The sequence below is a fragment of the Roseovarius tibetensis genome, assembly GCF_050896375.1.
Classification (GTDB): domain Bacteria; phylum Pseudomonadota; class Alphaproteobacteria; order Rhodobacterales; family Rhodobacteraceae; genus Roseovarius; species Roseovarius tibetensis.
In genome coordinates this window covers 1-17,121 of record NZ_JBPBBB010000054.1, presented here as the reverse complement: position 1 = coordinate 17,121, position 17,121 = coordinate 1, and the positions used below count along the sequence as shown (strand labels likewise).

Genomic DNA, 17,121 nt, shown 5'->3' with positions numbered 1-17,121 from the left:
AACCGCATCGACGAACTGCTTCCCTGGAATTTCCAGCCGTCAAGCTGAAACCCGATGCCCTTCAGACGCCGCTTACGTTCTTCTTCAGCATGTTAAAGAATTTCATATCCACAAGTTCCAACGCCCACAGGGCTGCATCGAAAGGCTTCACGCTGTATCTTCTCCCTTACGGTCGACGCGTGGTCAGTAATGCCGACGAAGGTGGGAGAAGCACGAATGGCGAGAACGTCATACAAGAAACCGCGGATATCGCGCGCTCCCATGTCGGGAGGTCTGTGACGTGGCGGTCTCGCTCGAAAAGCCCCCGCGCCACGCTCCACCCCGGCGGGCCCCGCTCTCGCTGGTCAAGCACGGACACACCGAGAAGACAGTCGCGCCGCCGCACCCGGCTCTGCTAGAACTGGTGCGACTGATGGCGCGCACGACGGCGCAGCGGGCACGGGCCGAAGAGGAGAAATTGCGGGAATGACCGGAAAGAACGGCCTGCGCGCGGCAATCTATGCGCGCTACTCGTCCGATTTGCAGTCGACGGCCTCGATTACCGATCAGGTGCGAACCTGCCGCAAGCTCTGCGCGGAGCGCGGTTGGCAGGTGATCGACGTCTTCGCCGACGAGGCGATCAGCGGCGCCACCCATCTCAGGCCACAGTTTCAACAAGCTCAGCAGGCGGCGATGGACGGGCGCTTCGACGTGCTGGTGGCCGAAGGTCTCGACCGGCTTTCGAGAGACCAGGAGCATATCGCGGGGCTGCACAAGCGTATGCGGTTCCTCGGGATCGACATCGTCACCACGGCCGAGGGCGAGATCTCCGAGATGCATGTCGGGCTCGGTGGCACGATGTCGGCGCTTTTCCTGCGCCAGCTTGCCCAGAAAACCCACCGAGGCCTCGAGGGCCGGGTCAGAGCTGGCAAGTCGGCGGGCGGGATCAGCTACGGATACCGACTTGACCGCCACCCTCTGCCCGACGGGAGCCTCACGACCGGAGACCGGGTGATCGACGCGGATGAGGCCGCGATCGTTCGACGGATTTTCACGGAGTACAATCGCGGCATGAGCGCGCGCACCATCGCGATGGGGCTGAACCGGGATGGGGTTCGTCCGCCGCGCTCGGGCGGCAAGGGATCCGGCAGCTGGTCGTTCTCGACGATTTCGGGGAACTGGAAGCGCGGGACCGGGATCCTCAACAACGAGCTGTATATCGGACGTCTGGTCTGGAACCGGCAGCGCTTCGTGAAGGACCCCGAGACCGGAAAGCGCCAGGCCCGGCCGAACGCGCCCGAGACATGGGTCATCGAGGACGTCCCGCACCTGCGACTCATCGACGACGCAGTGTGGGAGGCCACCAAGCGCCGCCAGGGCGCGATCCGCGACGACATCCGGGCCGAACGGGCCACCACGCCGACGGCGCCCGGGATCGAACGCGGCCACCGGCCGCGCTACCTTCTGTCGGGCCTGCTTTCGTGCGGGTGCTGCGGGGCGGGCTACATCATGATCAGTGCCAGCCGCTACGGATGCTCGGCCGCCCGCAACCGCGGGACGTGTTCCAATCGCAAGAGCATTACCCGCGACGATATCGAGGACCGGGTCCTGAGCGGGCTGCAGCGCAAGATGATGCACCCGGAGCTGATCCGGGAATTTGTGACGACGTTTCAGGAGGAGATGCGCAAGGACCGCGTCGCGGCGATGGCGAGCCAGGCCGGGAACGAACGCCGCCACGCGAAGGTCGTCAAGGAAATCGACGCGATGGTGACGGCGATCGCCGAGGGCATGTTTCACCCGAGCATGAAGGCGAAGATGGACGCGCTGGAGGCCGAGCGAGCCGACCTGGAGGCAAAGCTTGCGGCCAGCCCGAGCCCGGAACCGGTGACGCTGCATCCCGGCCTGTCGGGCATCTACGCCAGGAAAGTTGCTGACCTCGCCGCGGCGCTGAACGCGCCCGACACCAGACCGGAGGCGGCAGACCTGCTGCGCGGGCTGATCGACCGGATCATCCTCACGCCGGACCCGGACGCGCCGAACGGTCACGTGATCGCGCTTCACGGCGAACTCGGTGCGATCCTGTCGCTCTGTGATGGGCCGGCCGGGTCTGGCGCAGGGGTCCGTTCAGGTGGCAGATCCCTGCGGCAAGTGACCATGGTTGCGGGAGTAGGATTTGAACCTACGACCTTCAGGTTATGAGCCTATCCCGCAGCGAATCCGATAATGCCTTAAAATGAGGTACTTAAATGGTAATCCTTTGATTCCGCCAACTTTCCAACTGCTCATTCACCGACACCCGCACGCATTCACAGGCAGAACCGCGCGCAAATGCGCGTTGGCGCGTTGATGTGGCGTTGATGTCCCTGCGTTGTAGGGTACGCAGGATCCGCATCGCAATCCATCGATCATGGGGGGCTCCGACAATCCCTGGCTACTTGTCTGACCGATGCGATGAATGCCCTGAACCCATCGCCAGGGACGCCCGTGTGATCTAAGGCGGTCAGCCCAGAGCGACCCATGCATAGGCTGTTGTTCGCTCGTGCAGCATTCGGTAAAAAGGGCGGGGAGCTGTCTGTCGGTGCTGCGGCACGCATTTGCAGCATCTCGTGAAAGCCGCCGTTCGAAGACAGCTTAGCGTCATGCAGATGTAGCCGACCTGGCGGGCGAAACGCTGCCGCGGGTAGCCGTCATCTGGCAACCTTGGTGCTTTGCAGAAATAGCGGCGCGCCCGGTCGGCCAATGAGCTGATTATGCGTGCGCAATGGGGGGCAGCAGCTTCGACGGCGCACCCACGGAAATCATCTCCAGCCGGTGCATGGCGCGAGTGCAGGCCACGTAGAGCAGGTTGCGGTCCATCTCGGTCGAAAAGACTGCTTCGCTGGCGTCAGGGATGAGGACCCGATCAAACTCCAGCCCCTTGGCCAGATGTGGCGTGCAGATGATGATGCCGGTCGAGAAGCCGCTACTGCCCTCTGCAAGCAACCGCGCTTCAATACCAATTTCTGGCCAATCGCCGCTGTCATGCGACGAACCTGCCGGTTCCGTCCCTCCTCTATGATCAGTTCCAGCCATCGGTTCGGCACGCTCTTGCGAAAGCGGACAGGGGGATCGCGCGGCGAGAGCGCAGGTGCATCAATCCGCCGAACCCGCGCAGGCAGCGTCTGCCCGTCCTTCAACATGAGGCCCTTGCGCAAGCGGTCGAGCGCGTCGTCGTCGGGCACGCCTTCGACCTGAACGAGGTACGACTTGGGCAGCTTGTGCCGAGGGTCCGCGATGACCGACTGCAGTCGCCCGTCATCGGTCAGAACCATCAATCCCTCGCTGTCACGATCCAGACGCCCCGCAGGATATACTCCGGGCAGGTCGATGAACGCCGACAGCGTCGGCCGCGGCGATACCGTTCCACGGTCGCCGAACTGCGGCAGCACCCCGAAAGGCTTGTTGAAGATAATCAGCGTGCGCTGCTGGCCGAGGCTGGCTTCGTTTGCGGCAGCCGGAGCTTTTCCTTTGTTCGTGGGTCTCCGCAAGGCATCGCTCAGGTTTTTCTGGTCGCAGCGAGACGGTTTCGAATAGGCGTAACCAATTTCTCGAGAGCTTCATCGCCGAGGTCACGCAAATCAGGTGCAAGATTGCGAATGGTCTCATTCGATGCGCCTGGCCGGGCGATTAAAATGCGTTCGAGCAGGTTATCCAGAAGTTTCTTCTTTTTCAATGCGTCCTCCTTGATTGGAAACTTCAGGCGACCCTTTTCAGTCTCTTCGCCGCTCTCAAGCTTCGCACCGCCGACAGAGTTCGCGTAGCGGATCCCTGTCGAGCAGGCCAAGCCCTATGAATTCGTCACACTGGCGGCACCATCCGAAATCTCCGGTCTCGATGCGGTTGATTGCCGCCGAAACGCGTGCGCGAGGCGCTCAGGCGTTAGCTGGGTGGCATACCGAGCGCAGGAATTCATCAAGCCAAACCTCCAGCAGGGAGTGCAAGCACACTGCCTCTGGTAGCGCCTGCACACCTTGCTTCGAGTTCGTCGCCCGCGCATCGAGGGCTTCCAGCGCCGTCAACAGGATCGGCAGATACCGCTCCTGCCGGGTCTCGGGTTCGGAATCTTGCATGGTATCAAAAGACACAGAATACAGCTGGAGGTGCAAGCCATCTGCGGGAGGGCGCCAAGTGCTCCCACGACGACCCGGACGCCTATAGACACTTGTGCGTCGGCGATGAGTTTGGCATCAGGCCTGCACAAGCAATAACATGGAGAGCATGTCGCGGCGCTGGTTTGTGCCCGGTCTCGTGCGCTGCCGCTACGCTCATATGCTCCGCGAAAACGGAGATATGTCGATGACAGCCATCATTGAAAGAGAACACGGTCGCTTCCGCATCAAGGCCGGTCGGCTTGGCGGCGACTTCAAGGCACGAGCATTTCGCAAGCCTCCGACAAAGAAGATGCGCCTGATCGCCGAGACAGCAGCCGACTCGCCCGAAGAGGCTATCGATGCGCTGATCCGAAAGCTCGACGAAGCCGATCAGGCATCTCTTGCTGCACGGCGCGTGGATCCAGTCTGTGACGTGAAGGTGCCATTGCGAGCCGAATTCGACGAAGCTTTGGAGCACCTGGATTTTTCCGACAGCGAAGCCTGGATGCTGATCCGGCACGCACATGCGGCAGATGTCGGCTGCACCCGGTCCGAGCTTGCAGGGCTTCTCGGCGAGGTGGAGGTCGGCGCGGTCGAGAAGTTCTATATGCGCCTGTGCCGCAGCATCCTGCATTTCATCGCCCCCGTGACAGCCATCGTGAATGGCAAGGAAATACCGGTTGATACGCCCGTGTTTCTCTGGCGCGTCGAGCCCGATCCCGAACCGCGTGACGAACGGCTCTGCCTGCACCCGGAGTTTCGCGAGGCGCTCATGGATCACGTTGCCTGGGAGCGGCGGGCCAGCCTGCAAGGGGCGATCGCCTGATCCGCACTCGGCCGGTTTGACATTCCGAGACGGAGGCCTTAGCTCCCGAACATTGGCACTCGATGGCCAAGAGTGCCAGCACGACTGGAGCACGCGCGACGGTCATGTGGATTTGGTCGGGGTTTCGACGATCATCCCCGCACGAGCCCCGGTGCCTTGGGCGGCTTGCCCCGACACCCGGCCGCAAAACGAACTGGAGAGCGATATCCTCGGACGGAGTGATCGCGCGATCCTGAAGGGAGCTGGCAACGGCTCGGAAATTGTTCAGGAGAGAGATCATGGCTTCGAAAAACGTAAGATTTGACACCGATGCCCGCGATCGCATGCTGCGCGGCGTCAACATGCTTGCCGATGCGGTGAAGGTCACGATGGGCCCCAGAGGGCGCAACGTGGTGCTCGAGAAAAGCTTCGGCGCACCGCGCATTACCAAGGACGGTGTAACCGTCGCGCGGGAAATCGAGCTTGAGGACAAGTTCGAGAACATGGGCGCGCAGATGGTCAAGGAGGCGGCTTCTCGCACCAATGACGAGGCCGGCGACGGCACGACAACGGCGACCGTCCTCGCGCAGGCCATCATTCGTGAAGGCATCAAGGCCGTGACGGCGGGCATGAACCCGATGGATCTGAAACGCGGCATCGACATGGCTGCAAAGACGGCCATGGAAGCCATCAGGTCCGCCGCGCGCCCGGTAAGCGGCAGCGCCGAGATTGCTCAGATCGGCACCATCTCGGCCAACGGCGAGGGCCAGATCGGTCGGCAAATTGCTGACGCCATGGAGAAGGTCAGCAATGAGGGTGTCATTACCGTCGAGGAGAACAAGGGCCTGGCGACTGAAACCGAGGTCGTCGAAGGCATGCAGTTCGACCGCGGCTATCTCAGCCCCTATTTCGTGACCAACTCGGATAAAATGATCACCGAGCTTGATGACTGCCTCATCCTGCTGCACGAGAAGAAGCTGTCATCGCTGCAGCCGATGGTGCCGCTGCTCGAGCAGGTGATCCAGAGCCAGAAACCGCTGCTGATCATCGCCGAAGATGTCGACGGCGAGGCGCTGGCCACCCTCGTGGTCAACAAGCTTCGCGGTGGCTTGAAGGTAGCCGCCGTCAAGGCGCCGGGCTTCGGTGATCGCCGCAAGGCCATGCTGCAGGACATCGCCATCCTCGCTGGCGGTCAGGTGATCTCCGAAGATTTCGGCATGAAGCTGGAGAATGTCGGCATGGACATGCTCGGCAAGGCCAGGAAGGTCACCATTACAAAGGACGAAACCACAATCGTGGACGGGCTGGGCGAAAAGGTCGAGATCGAAGCGCGCGTGGCGCAAATCCGCCAGGAGATCGAAGAAACCACCTCCGACTACGACAAGGAGAAGCTGCAAGAGCGTCTGGCGAAACTGGCAGGCGGCGTGGCCGTGATCCGCGTTGGCGGCATGACCGAAACCGAGGTGAAGGAACGCAAGGACCGCGTCGATGACGCGCTGAACGCGACCCGCGCGGCGGTTCAGGAAGGCATCGTCGTGGGCGGCGGTGTCAGCTTGGCGCACGCGGCGCGAATCCTCGACGACTTGAGCGGTGAGAACAGCGACCAGAACGCCGGCATCGCAATCGTGCGACGTGCGCTGGAGGCTCCGCTCAGACAAATTGTCGACAACGCGGGGCAGGACGGCGCTTTCGTAGCCGGCAAGATCCGTGAGGCGGCCGACAGCAGTTTCGGTTTCGATGCGCAGTCAGGCACGTACGGCGACATGTTCAGCTTTGGCATCATCGATCCGGCCAAGGTCGTTCGAACGGCCCTGCAGCACGCAGCATCCGTTGCCGGGCTCCTGATCACCACGCAAGCGATGATTGCCGATCACGTCGAGGAAAGCGACCCCGAAAACAGCTCGCAGGTCTCGTAGTCCGCGATGATGTAAGTTCAGTTTCCGGGGGCGCACGGCGCGCCTCCGGCAAACAGAGGCTTTCAGAACGATCTAATAACCGGCTGCTGTCTCTTCGACGGCCAAGTGATGCGCGGCACCGTCCCATCCGCAATCGGTGCATTGGACCGGCGCATGTGCCTCGACAGGGGGTAATGCGTCGGTTGCCACGCCTGTCGGCGTCAAAGTAACCCAGAAATTTGCGAGCATCCGCAGCTTGTCGCTGTCGCATTCCGGGCAACGAAGTCCAGCATAGTTCGACATCTCAGGCGCCTTCAATTGCCGGGCTTTTCGCCCTTCATTCTGACGAAAAGTGCCCGCAGTTCATCGCTGGTCGGAGCTTCCTGCTCAAGGTAGCTGATCGCCAGTTGCTCCCGGCTATCATATCCGTCCTTGGATATCACGACAACGGACCGGCCGCTCGGCAATCTGATTTCCACCGGTGAGTGGGGATCGTGGTTCGTCAGATCATCCAGCCACTCCAGGGCGATGAGACGCTCGTTCATGTTCACTCCTTCGTACAAAATCGCTTACCGTGAAGCCCGAAATGTCGGCGCGGAGCGACATCACCAGGGAAATCCGGTCTGCCTGTCTTCATTCTCATGAGAAACAATGTTGGGAAATTCGGAGCGAAGAAGCTGCGCATCATGCGCGTGCTCTACTTCAATTACTGCACCGCTGTCCCGCCAGAAGATCCGGTGTGGCCCCGCTCCGAAATCGGCAAGGTAACCTCGAAGTTGCTCCGCCGTCTTCCGGCTCAGATCTTTGCGCAATTTCAGCTGGATCAACAAAGGGCGCCACCTCACCTCACAGGGTTCTCAATCCTCGTCCGCGCTTCCAGCAAGCTTGCGCTTGCGGACCATTGCATCAGCAGTGGTTGCGGGGGTGCGGAGGAGCGGTGACGAGCGAGCGAGGCACAGCACATCAAGCACCATGGTGATTTAGCATCGCCGTGGCCAGCTGTCCAGCGAGCCCGGGATTGCCCAAGTCGCTGGCGGTAGGCGGGCCCGCCCGATTGACATTACGGTCACGCGTTCTGAGTTGCGCGGCGCATAAACGCCGCTTGGTCGATGTGCTGCAGAGCCTCTGCTCGTCTGTCATCCCAGTCAAAGCAGCGTGGCATGTTCAAGTCACAAGCTGCTATAGCCTTTCGAAGAAAATCATTCTATCTCGCACGCACCTCGAATATCGAGCGTGCTTTGACAACGCCACCAGAAATGACGCGGTTTCGGTGACAAAAGATATGGACGCAATGAGACTGATCACAAGAATGGTCCACCCGGACTTGAAGACCGTGACGGGGGCAATCCTGACCCGCCGAGCGGCGCGCGGGATCGTCTTGCGCGAGCGCTCGATCCTGCTTTTGTTCACCGAACGCTACAACGATTTCAGTTTTCCCGGCGGCGGTGTTGCCGAGGGTGAAGACCTGATCGCCGGGCTCAAGCGAGAACTGGAAGAGGAAACCGGCGCCAGAAATGTCCGGGTGCAGCGCAATTTCGGTTATATCGAAGAACTGCGGCCACATTGGCAGCCCGGCTTCGATCTGATGGCCATGACCTCGCATTTCTATTTCTGCGACATCGATCCTGCTCTGCGTGCCCCGCAGATGGAAGACTATGAGCAGGCCAACGGAATGCGCCCGCTCTGGGTCGATCTGGACGAGGCCATCGCGCATAACCACGGCGTCATGCAGCGCCGCGAAGTCAGCATGGGCCTGTCGATTCAGCGCGAAACCTATCTGCTGGAAGAACTGGCGAGCGATCTGGCGAAAGCGGCCTGACGGGGGCTGCCCTGCACGATGCTGCGCAGGGCACGGTCGATCAGGCTTTGCGCGGATAGGGCCGCAGACCCAGCAGGATCTCGGCCTGTTCGCTCAATGGACGCTCCAGATAATCGCTGTCGGTCTGATCCGCCAGTTGCGTGCGCAGCAAGTCATACACCACTTCGCGCGGTTGGCTGGTGTCGATCTCTACGCATTTACCCTTAGCCTTGAAGTGCTCGACAATCGGCAAGGTCTCGGCCTTGAAGGTCTCAAAACGCTGTTTCATGCTTTCGACATTGTCATCGCTGCGGTTTGAGTACTGCGCGCGACCCAGAATGCGCTGCGTCAGTACCTCGAGCGGGCATTCGAAATAGATCATCTTGGGTAAATCGCCCGTATCGCCAAAAACTGCATACCAGGCGTCCATATTGCCGAAGGAGCGCGGAAACCCGTCGATCAGGAAGTTGCGATTGCCGGTGTGGCGGATCGTGCGTTCGATGGCATCCTTGAGCAAACTGACCACGATTTCATCGGGCACCAGCGTGCCGGCATCGACATAGCTCTTGATCAACTCGGTTTTCGGACCGCCCGCCTTCAGCTCGGCCCGCAGGAGATCGCCAGTGGGGAGGTGGGTCCAGCCAAGCTGGATATTGGTCAGTTCGCACATCGTGCCCTTGCCCGCACCCGGACCGCCAAGGATGAACACGATGTTCGGCTCGGGGTGGGGCAGACGTGGATCGCAGTGGTGAAGCGTTACCTTTGGCGCGGGTTCAACCCCCATCTTGTAGACGTTCCACGCCCGGTCAGTGGCAGGCAGCGCGTCATCGCAGGTGATCTCGTAGGCCAGATGCCCGTCCAGCCGCGAGATGCGCCAGGATTTGTAGCTGTTGGAATAGGAAATCGCGGGGCTGCGTTCACCTTTGCCATCTGCCCGGTCCCAAGCGTGTTTGCCGTTCCAGTAACCGACGCTCGAAATCGTGCCGGATTCGGATTTGGCGGGCGGTGCGGTGGAGGGAACGTAGAGGCCGTCGACTTCGGGCAGGCCCGCACCTGACACCTCGATGAACAGGGTGTGCGGTGCGGATGTGTCGGTTTTCATCATGTATTACCTTTCCTGGTGACGGCGACCGTGTTCGCGCCTAGGGCCGCGCATGCCAGCCTGCCAGAACACTGGCTTTGCGATTGCCGTGCGCAGCGATTGGGTCTGGGTGCGGCACTTGCGGACGCAAATGTCCTCAACTCTTGCAAGTCTATGGCACAGGATCAGCGGCCCTTGCAAACCTTCGGGCGGAAGGGGTGCCGCCGGCATCCTTACAGCTTACGACGGACTTGCACCGGTCCGTGTTTAATTGCCGCTCAGAACAGTCAAGGCTGCACTTCCAGCGAAATGGCTCTCCTGCACAGCGGCCCAAGATCAGAACGCTCATGCTGGCGATGTGGCGAATGGCCGGTTTGTGAAACCCGCCGCAGCGTCGGTCCTTGTGATGAATGACTGGTAAGGGCCGTTCGCGATCGAGAGGCCGCCCAACATCCACTGCTTCGCCGCTCGCTGGCCCTGCTTGTTACCGTCATCCACAAGTTGCCCCTTCCCGTCCCGTCACAGCACCAACCACTCATCCAGCTTGGACCACCGCCGCCGCCCGGAGATGTTCTTGACGGAGATCGCCACGGCCTTCTTCTGGCCGACGAGCACGACGAGTTTCTTGCCCCGTGTGACGCCGGTATAGATCAGGTTGCGCTGAAGCATGGCGTAGTGCTGGGTCATGACCGGAATGACCACGGCGGGGTATTCGGATCCCTGACTCTTGTGGATCGTGGCAGCGTAGGCCGGAACCAGCGTGTCGAGCTCGCCAAATAGATAGCTGACGCTGCGCCCATCAAAATCGACGGCCAACTCGCCCTCGTCCAGGTCGATATCCTCGATCATGCCGATATCGCCGTTGTAGACGTCTTTGTCGTAGTCGTTCTCGATCTGCATGACCTTGTCGCCGGGCGCGAAGGTTGAGCCGAAGCGCTCGACCTTCTTGTCGCCGGCCGGGTTCAGAGCGGCTTGCAGTTCGATGTTCAGCGACCGGGCGCCAATCCCGCCACGGTTCATCGGGCAGAGCACCTGAATATCCTTGATGGGATCGAGCCCGAACCGCCGTGGGATGCGTTTGGCAACCAGCTCAACGATGCGTGGCACAGCCTGCTCCGGATCCGCAGCCGGCACGAAGTAGAAGTCCGACTCACCATCTGGTGGTGAGAGATCCGGGATGCGGCCCGCGTTGATCGCATGCGCGGTCGTGATGATCCTGCTCTGGGCGGCCTGGCGGAACACCTCGGTGAGCCGCATGACCGGCACAGCGCCAGAGCTGATGATGTCTGCGAGGACCTGGCCCGGACCCACCGAGGGCAACTGGTCGATATCCCCCACGATCAGCAGGGCCGCATTGCCGGGCACAGCCTTGAGCAGGGATTGCATCAGCGACACGTCGACCATGGAGCTCTCGTCGAGGACAAGCAGATCGCAATCGAGCGGGCTGTCTTCGCCGCGCTTGAAGCCGAATGCCTTCGGGTCAAACTCCAGCAACCGGTGGATGGTCCTGGCTTCCATGCCCGTGGCCTCGGTCATCCGCTTGGCCGCCCGGCCGGTGGGCGCGCAGAGCAAGAGCTTCACGGATTTCGCGGCAAGGATCCGCAGGATGGAGTTCACGATGGTCGTCTTGCCCACCCCGGGCCCACCGGTGATCACCATGACCTTGGACTTGAGCGCCAGCCGTATGGCCTCCGCCTGGCTGTCCGCGAGGCTGAGGCCGGTTTTCTGCTCGATCCAGGGCAACGCCTTGTCGGCGTCAATGTCGGGCCAGGGCAGCGCGCCCTGCTTGATCCGCCGGATCTGGTCAGCGATTCCGCGCTCGGCCTGATAGAGGCCAGTCAGAAAGATGCAGTCGGTATCACCAACCTGATCAGCGGTGACCGTGCCCTCGTCGAGCTCCTCCTGCATCGCGCTTTCGATCAGATCGGTGGGCACCTCGAGCAGTTTGCCGGCCAGACCGACCAGATCGCCCCTGGGAAGACCGCAATGGCCATCGCCCATGGCTTCGGACAGGGCGAAGGAAATTCCCGCGCGCACCCGGATCATGGCGGTTTTCTCGATGTCGAGCTTCTCGGCGATCAAATCGGCGGTGCGGAAGCCGATGCCGCGGATGTCCCTGGCCAGGCGATACGGGTTCTCGCTCATCACCTCGACCGCATCGGTGCCGTAGGTCTTGAAGATGCGCACCGCCCGCGCTGTGCCCACGCCGTGCTCGTGCAGAAACACCATGATCTCGCGGATCACCTTCTGGTCTGCCCAGCCCGAGGTGATCTTATCGGCCCGCTTGGGGCCAATGCCCTCGACCTCGCGCAGGCGTTCGGGCGTTGCCTCGATGATGTCGAACACATCCTTGCCAAACATTTTCACAAGCCGCCTGGCATAGACCGGCCCGATACCCCGGATCATGCCGGAGCCGAGGTATTTCTCGATTCCATCGATGGAGGACGGGGCGGACGCGCGCAGGAACTGCGCCTTGAACTGAAGGCCGTGAGTGCGATCGTTGATCCATACGCCTGACGCCGTGACCCACTCCCCGGCCGAGATCATCGCCGCATGGCCGACGGTCGTGACCAGCTCGCGATGCCCGCGGGCTTTCACCCGCAGCACGCAGAACCCGCTCTCCTGGCTGTGGAATGTGACCCGCTCCACGAGGCCCGCCAGGACCTCCGTCTTGCTTTCGGCCTTCTGACTCATCCGCCGCGCTGGGCGCGACGCCAGTCCCAGGGCATGTCGAACCGTCCCGCCCAGAGATTGCGGCGGTTGCGGCGTGCCTCTTCCTCAGCACGGACGTAGTCTCGGGAATACCGCCTGTAGGCGACAGCCCATCCGTGACGCACCATCCAAGCGTTAAGGTCTTGACCCGCATGCGCACAGACCGCGATCGCGCGATCATAGAGATCCGTGCCGCGCACCGTACATTCGACCGGCGCGCGTCCAATCTCATCCGCCAGCGCGAAGGCGGCGCGCTGACCGCAGCGCCACCGTTCGTTCGCGGCGTCAAAGCAAAGCTGACGGCTTTCCGGCGCGTCGATCCCGTGCAGACGGATTCGGTGGTTGCGGATCTCGATCGTATCGCCGTCAATCACGCTTGCCACACTAGTGATGGTCTGAGCCGCGCTCTGCAAAGGCAGAGCGAGAATGACGATGATAAAACTCAATCGAAGCATGGTGCCGGGTTCCGAGTGGCGCGGTGTCGACTTCATTTCTTCCACGAAGAGAAGCTCTGGTCGAGTCTCCGGCGGGGTCGATGGCCGCCCGATTGACCATCCTATGCAAATGACGTCGTGGAGAAAGCAACCGACGGCGGACCACGTGATGCATAAAAGGCATTCAATGCACGCGCTGAGTGGGACGGCTATCTGCTTGTCGCCATGCTGGGCAGCCATCACGGCAAGATATCCACCTCCCCCCGCCGCACTTGCTCCAGCATGTCCCTGAGCTCGGGTGGATCCAGAACCTCGACGGCGTTGCCCCATTGGACGAGATGCCAGGCCATCTCCAGCCACCCGCTCGCCGTGAACTCGACGAGCAGACTGCCATCCTCCAGGTCGGTCAGTTCCTGTGTCGGATGAAACACGAAGTCACGCGCCTCTGAGGCGGCGCCGGGCGAGAAACGCCAACGCACCGGACCCTGCTCGGCATCGGAAAAGAACGATCCGAACGCTTGGGCGCTGTAGCTTTCGACATCGAAATCCGGGTCGCGCTCGAAGGCGTGGACGGTGCCGTACATCTCGTGAATACGATCAAACCGAAACTGCCGGTATTGGCGGTCGGCGTCGACGTCGCGGGCAATGAGGTAATAGCGGGTGCCGACAATCACGGCATGCGGCTCGACCAGCCGCTTGCGCGGCTCCGGATCCCGCGCACCCTGGTAGACGATCTCGACCATCGTCGGCCTGCGGAACGAGGTGAACAGCAGATTGAGATAGTCCTCCGGCACCTTCCGGGTGGGTCCCGGCCGGGACGCGAAGCCGTTCGCCAGAAGAAGGATTTCCGAATAGCCCATCGCGCCTTGCGTCATGGGCCTGGAGTAGGAGGCGACCAGACGATCGCGCGCAACCTCCAGCGCTCTGGCCTCGCCGTCTGCGCCATCGCGCGCCGCACGCCGGATCGCGAGGTCGAGAGCGGCCAACTCGTTCTCTCTGAGAACCCGGTGCTGGATGTAAGGCGCGTCCGTCAGCGTCCACCAGCGGCGACGATCATCATCGTCGGTGGTTTCGAAGCCCGGGAACAAATCCTCGAACTTGCGCAGCATGCGTCGTGCCGTGCGCTCCTCGACATCGAATTCATCCATGACGTGCTTCAAGGAGACGCCCCAGCGTCGCGCTGTGGCCATCTCAGCGATCCGGTAGAGTTGCTGCGCCTTGCAGAAGGACATGTCGCGGCTCCCAAACAGCGGCAGCTGCAACAAGGGGTAAGAGATTGACCCCGTAGCCAGTTTACAATCGATAGTCGAGGCCGAATCGTTTCCCACGGGTCCCCGTGATCCTTGACCAAGCCTCAGATTGGACTGGAATTTCGTCGCCTCCGGGAGCTGCTCGCCCTGGCTGCGGCGCACAAGTAAAGGAGTGCTGCCGAATGGGATTGCCACAACGCGTTTTCTACACCATCCACGAAGCTGCCGCGCGCTGGGGCTGCATGGTATCCGACATCGCCGGCTGGGCGAACACCGGAAATCTGAGACTTGTCACGGGCATTCCACCGGTTGAATGCGGCGAGACACGTGCGGGCGGGCTGGTACAGTTTCAACCCGTCGATATCCTGCCGATATTCCGCCGCTGTGGCACCGGACCGCAATCGGCGCATCTGCAGCGCGTCCGGCCCCTGGACGAAACAGACTGGCTCTATATCAGCGCGCCCGCCGACGGAGTTCTGGTCTCGATCGGCGACGTGCTGATCCTAGGGCAAGATGTTCAGAGCTTCGAGGACGCGCATAATCTCTTCGGCCGGATCGCGGAAGGCGCCGGGCTGAGCGAGGACGGCGATTATGACTGGGCCGCGATGCATGTCGAGATCACGCGCCGGGTCTTCGAGGACGGCTTGCCCGCCTCACAAAACGAATGGATCCGGGAACTGCAGGACTGGTTTGCCGCGCGATCCGACAATGGAAACTTCCCCGATGAACGCTCGATCCGGCGCCGCCTCAAACCCATTCTGGAGGCCCTGCAGTTCAAGAGGCGGATGAGGTGACTTGGCCGGGTCCGCGGCGTGGCGCCTCTTCCTTCACGTAGTCACTATCGTGAACCAGTCGAGGTTTCAGCGTAAACGCGCTGGCCACCGCATCGACGCCCGCGCGCAGGGGCGAGTCCATGAGATGTGCATAGCGCTGGGTCGTTTGCATCTGGCTGTGGCCCAGCAGCTTGCCGATCATCTCGAGCGAGGCCCCGCCGCTGACGAGCAGCGATGCGAAGGTGTGGCGCAGGTCATGGATGCGGACATCCTCGATCCCGGCCTCCTTCTGAATGCGCCGCCAGAACCGGCGGATTTCCTGAACGGGCTGGCCGGGGGTGTCGCCGGGGAACAGCCAGGGTGATCCCGAAACCACCGCAAGGCGCCGCTGGCGTACGATTGCGGCGGCCTCATCCGAGATCGGGACCCGGTGAACCCGGCGCTGCTTGGTCGTGGTGGCGGGCTTGGTCCAGCTCAGATGCTCGATGTTGAAATCCTCGAACCGCGCCTGCCGCACCTCCCCCACGCGTGCGCCAGTCAGCATGCACAGCCGGATGATGTCCGCCGCGCGTTTATCCTCGGCCGCATCAAGTGCGGCGGCGAGGCGCGCGATTTCGTCCTGTGACAGGTACCGCTCGCGCGGCGCCTCCATCCGACGGCGAAAGCCCATGGCCGGGTTGTCCTCGCGCCACCCCCATTTGACGGCATAGGCAAACATCTTCCTGACCACCTCGCCGACGCGGTTGGCGCGCACCGGCGTCGGCTTCGCGCCCTGCAGCTTGCGCGCGCGGTTGTTGGGCTTGGCCTTGGCGGGCCGCGCGCGCCCCTCGGCGATCCTGGTCAGCAGCAGTTCCACATCGTAGGCACTGACCTCGGTGATCAGCATCCGGCCCCACGCGGGCGCGATGAACTTCTCCATCATCGCGCGCTGATCAGCCGCGTTGCGCTCGGCCAGATGCGTCAGGTGCACCTCGACATAGCGCGCGATCAGATCGGCAACCCGGGGCGCCTCGCGGACGGCATCGCGGTTTGTCAGAGGATCACCTCCGGCATCGATCTCCCGGCGCAGCTCTTTGGCGCGCGTCCGCGCCGCAGAGACGCTCCATTCCGGCCACCGACCAAAGGTCATCCGGCGCTGGCGTCCTGCGTAGCGGTAATCCAGCGTGAAGGCCCGGCCCCCGCCACGGTAGATGCACACGGCGAAGCCGCGCAGCTCGGTGTCGAATATCTGGTAGTCCCGGCCCTCCGCCGGCACGGCGTCGCGCAGGACCGCCTCGGTCAGTTTCTGCCTGTTTCCCATCTGCACACCTCTCTCTTGCCCCTCGTGATGACGCGTAAAACGCCGCATCTATCAAGCAGAGCATGGCGCCGGGGGTGGCAGGGAGGCACGGGGTGGCACGCCGGAGACAGGTGGCGTGCCACCCCTTGTTTTATTGCGGTTTGCGGGGCTCCAGCGAGAGACAAGAAATCCGCGCCGGTCAAACCGGGCCGCGAAGCTCACCGGTGACCAGACCTGCAGAGTGCCAAAGCCGGGTGTAAAACCGCCGAATCTTGTAAATTCCCAATGAAATCAGGGGGTGGCACGCATTCGTGCGCGGTGCCACCCCCGGTTTGAGCACGAATGCGCGCGAATCCCCTGTAAATCAACGCCAATGCAGCCGAATGCGCGGGAACCGCCGAAATGCCGAAATTGCTGCATCGCGGCGTCAGCCTTGGTGTTGCGACGCCAATCGCCCGCAAAGCCAATAAAATAGGGGGTGGCACGGGGGTAGCGGTTTACGTGCCACCCCGTGCCTCCCTGCCACCCCAGCCGATCTGTCTCACTGGCACCAGTCGACGCCCGGTGTTCGGGCGCGCCAATGGGAGATGCCTGATGCAAACGATGAATGAGACACAGCCACGGCCAAAGACCTCCGAGGGGCTCATGGGAGGCTGGATCAGCCGCCCGGATCTTGCCCAGCAATTGGGGGTGTCTGAAAGCACTTTGCGCCGCTGGGAAGCCGAACGCTGGGGGCCGCCCTGTATCCGAGCCGGGCGCAAGATCTACTACCGCCGCGCGGCCGTTCTGGACTGGCTCGAGCAGCTGGAAGACGAGGGATATGGCCGGGCCCGGACACGCGGCCATCGCCGCGCGGGAGGCCGTCGATGAGCGTGCCTCTCCCCTTCCACAAACAGCGCGGCTCCCGAGCGCGCCGCGACGAGGCCCGCCAGGACTGGATCGACGAGCGGCTGCGCGAGGCCCGCATCGTCGTCGCCGACATGGT

General features: G+C 62.3%; 16 protein-coding genes, 1 tRNA gene and 2 pseudogenes. 7 read left to right on the top strand and 12 right to left on the bottom strand.

What is annotated here, in order from left to right; all coding sequences use genetic code 11:
* Nucleotides 1-465 precede the first annotated feature (465 nt).
* Nucleotides 466-1,539 (top strand): annotated as a pseudogene (locus tag ACROSR_RS18585) (recombinase family protein); the annotation flags it as partial.
* A gap of 595 nt (nucleotides 1,540-2,134) precedes the next feature.
* Here ACROSR_RS18585 and ACROSR_RS18580 read toward each other — a convergent pair.
* The 5 genes and pseudogenes from ACROSR_RS18580 to ACROSR_RS18560 form a co-directional block, all read right to left on the bottom strand.
* Nucleotides 2,135-2,190, bottom strand: a tRNA-OTHER gene (locus ACROSR_RS18580).
* A gap of 537 nt (nucleotides 2,191-2,727) precedes the next feature.
* Nucleotides 2,728-3,051 carry a 3'-5' exonuclease gene (locus ACROSR_RS18575; RefSeq protein ID WP_432687397.1) on the bottom strand — a complete coding sequence of 108 codons (324 nt, stop codon included), beginning with the start codon at nucleotides 3,049-3,051 and terminating at the stop codon, nucleotides 2,728-2,730.
* Nucleotides 2,985-3,434 (bottom strand): annotated as a pseudogene (locus ACROSR_RS18570) (pseudouridine synthase); the annotation flags it as partial. The pseudogene ACROSR_RS18570 and the gene ACROSR_RS18575, both read right to left, overlap by 67 nt.
* Nucleotides 3,435-3,514: 80 nt before the next feature.
* Nucleotides 3,515-3,802, bottom strand: coding sequence for a hypothetical protein (locus tag ACROSR_RS18565; protein WP_432687396.1), 288 nt, complete (start codon nucleotides 3,800-3,802; stop codon nucleotides 3,515-3,517).
* A gap of 88 nt (nucleotides 3,803-3,890) precedes the next feature.
* The gene (locus ACROSR_RS18560; RefSeq protein WP_432687395.1) at nucleotides 3,891-4,088 is read right to left on the bottom strand and encodes a hypothetical protein; all 198 of its coding nucleotides are present in this window, start codon (nucleotides 4,086-4,088) and stop codon (nucleotides 3,891-3,893) included.
* Nucleotides 4,089-4,227: 139 nt separating this feature from the next.
* Here ACROSR_RS18560 and ACROSR_RS18555 point away from each other — a divergent pair, with 139 nt between their 5' ends.
* From ACROSR_RS18555 to groL, 3 genes are read left to right on the top strand one after another with little or no spacing between them, the layout of a single operon-like run.
* Complete coding sequence (locus ACROSR_RS18555; RefSeq protein ID WP_432687394.1) at nucleotides 4,228-4,935, top strand: hypothetical protein; 708 nt, start codon at nucleotides 4,228-4,230, stop codon at nucleotides 4,933-4,935.
* 52 nt (nucleotides 4,936-4,987) lie between these two features.
* On the top strand, nucleotides 4,988-5,239 hold the full coding sequence (locus tag ACROSR_RS18550) for a hypothetical protein (protein WP_432687393.1): 252 nt from the start codon (nucleotides 4,988-4,990) through the stop codon (nucleotides 5,237-5,239).
* A complete protein-coding gene (gene groL / locus ACROSR_RS18545; protein ID WP_432687392.1) occupies nucleotides 5,214-6,830 on the top strand; it encodes a chaperonin GroEL in 1,617 nt (538 codons plus the stop codon). Before ACROSR_RS18550 ends, groL begins: the two co-directional genes overlap by 26 nt.
* Nucleotides 6,831-7,123: 293 nt before the next feature.
* On the opposite strand, the gene ACROSR_RS18540 is transcribed toward groL, so the two are convergent.
* Complete coding sequence (locus ACROSR_RS18540; RefSeq protein ID WP_432687391.1) at nucleotides 7,124-7,354, bottom strand: hypothetical protein; 231 nt, start codon at nucleotides 7,352-7,354, stop codon at nucleotides 7,124-7,126.
* Nucleotides 7,355-7,414: 60 nt separating this feature from the next.
* Complete coding sequence (locus ACROSR_RS18535; RefSeq protein WP_432687390.1) at nucleotides 7,415-7,636, bottom strand: hypothetical protein; 222 nt, start codon at nucleotides 7,634-7,636, stop codon at nucleotides 7,415-7,417.
* A 284-nt stretch (nucleotides 7,637-7,920) separates the two neighbouring features.
* On the opposite strand from ACROSR_RS18535, the gene ACROSR_RS18530 reads away from it, so the two are divergent.
* Nucleotides 7,921-8,628 carry an NUDIX hydrolase gene (locus ACROSR_RS18530; protein WP_432687398.1) on the top strand — a complete coding sequence of 236 codons (708 nt, stop codon included), beginning with the start codon at nucleotides 7,921-7,923 and terminating at the stop codon, nucleotides 8,626-8,628.
* 40 nt (nucleotides 8,629-8,668) lie between these two features.
* Here the strand turns inward: ACROSR_RS18530 and ACROSR_RS18525 are convergent, their stop codons facing one another.
* The 4 genes from ACROSR_RS18525 to ACROSR_RS18510 all read right to left on the bottom strand — a co-directional run bounded on the left by ACROSR_RS18525 (nucleotide 8,669) and on the right by ACROSR_RS18510 (nucleotide 14,096).
* On the bottom strand, nucleotides 8,669-9,709 hold the full coding sequence (locus ACROSR_RS18525) for a nucleoside monophosphate kinase (RefSeq protein WP_432687389.1): 1,041 nt from the start codon (nucleotides 9,707-9,709) through the stop codon (nucleotides 8,669-8,671).
* A 498-nt stretch (nucleotides 9,710-10,207) separates the two neighbouring features.
* On the bottom strand, nucleotides 10,208-12,382 hold the full coding sequence (recD2, locus tag ACROSR_RS18520) for an SF1B family DNA helicase RecD2 (protein WP_432687388.1): 2,175 nt from the start codon (nucleotides 12,380-12,382) through the stop codon (nucleotides 10,208-10,210).
* The gene (locus ACROSR_RS18515; RefSeq protein WP_432687387.1) at nucleotides 12,379-13,074 is read right to left on the bottom strand and encodes a thermonuclease family protein; all 696 of its coding nucleotides are present in this window, start codon (nucleotides 13,072-13,074) and stop codon (nucleotides 12,379-12,381) included. The genes recD2 and ACROSR_RS18515 overlap by 4 nt, the downstream gene beginning before the upstream one ends.
* The gene (locus ACROSR_RS18510) at nucleotides 13,074-14,096 is read right to left on the bottom strand and encodes a helix-turn-helix transcriptional regulator (protein ID WP_432687386.1); all 1,023 of its coding nucleotides are present in this window, start codon (nucleotides 14,094-14,096) and stop codon (nucleotides 13,074-13,076) included. The genes ACROSR_RS18515 and ACROSR_RS18510 overlap by 1 nt, the downstream gene beginning before the upstream one ends.
* A 170-nt stretch (nucleotides 14,097-14,266) precedes the next feature.
* Between ACROSR_RS18510 and ACROSR_RS18505 the strand changes: the two genes are divergently transcribed.
* Nucleotides 14,267-14,878 (top strand): hypothetical protein, encoded by a 612-nt coding sequence (locus ACROSR_RS18505; protein ID WP_432687385.1) that lies wholly within the window; start codon nucleotides 14,267-14,269, stop codon nucleotides 14,876-14,878.
* Here the strand turns inward: ACROSR_RS18505 and ACROSR_RS18500 are convergent.
* A complete protein-coding gene (locus ACROSR_RS18500; protein ID WP_432687383.1) occupies nucleotides 14,859-16,157 on the bottom strand; it encodes a tyrosine-type recombinase/integrase in 1,299 nt (432 codons plus the stop codon). The genes ACROSR_RS18505 and ACROSR_RS18500 overlap by 20 nt on opposite strands.
* Nucleotides 16,158-16,739: 582 nt before the next feature.
* Here ACROSR_RS18500 and ACROSR_RS18495 point away from each other — a divergent pair.
* On the top strand, nucleotides 16,740-17,006 hold the full coding sequence (locus tag ACROSR_RS18495) for a helix-turn-helix transcriptional regulator (protein WP_432687381.1): 267 nt from the start codon (nucleotides 16,740-16,742) through the stop codon (nucleotides 17,004-17,006).
* The last annotated feature ends 115 nt before the right edge of the window (nucleotides 17,007-17,121 follow it).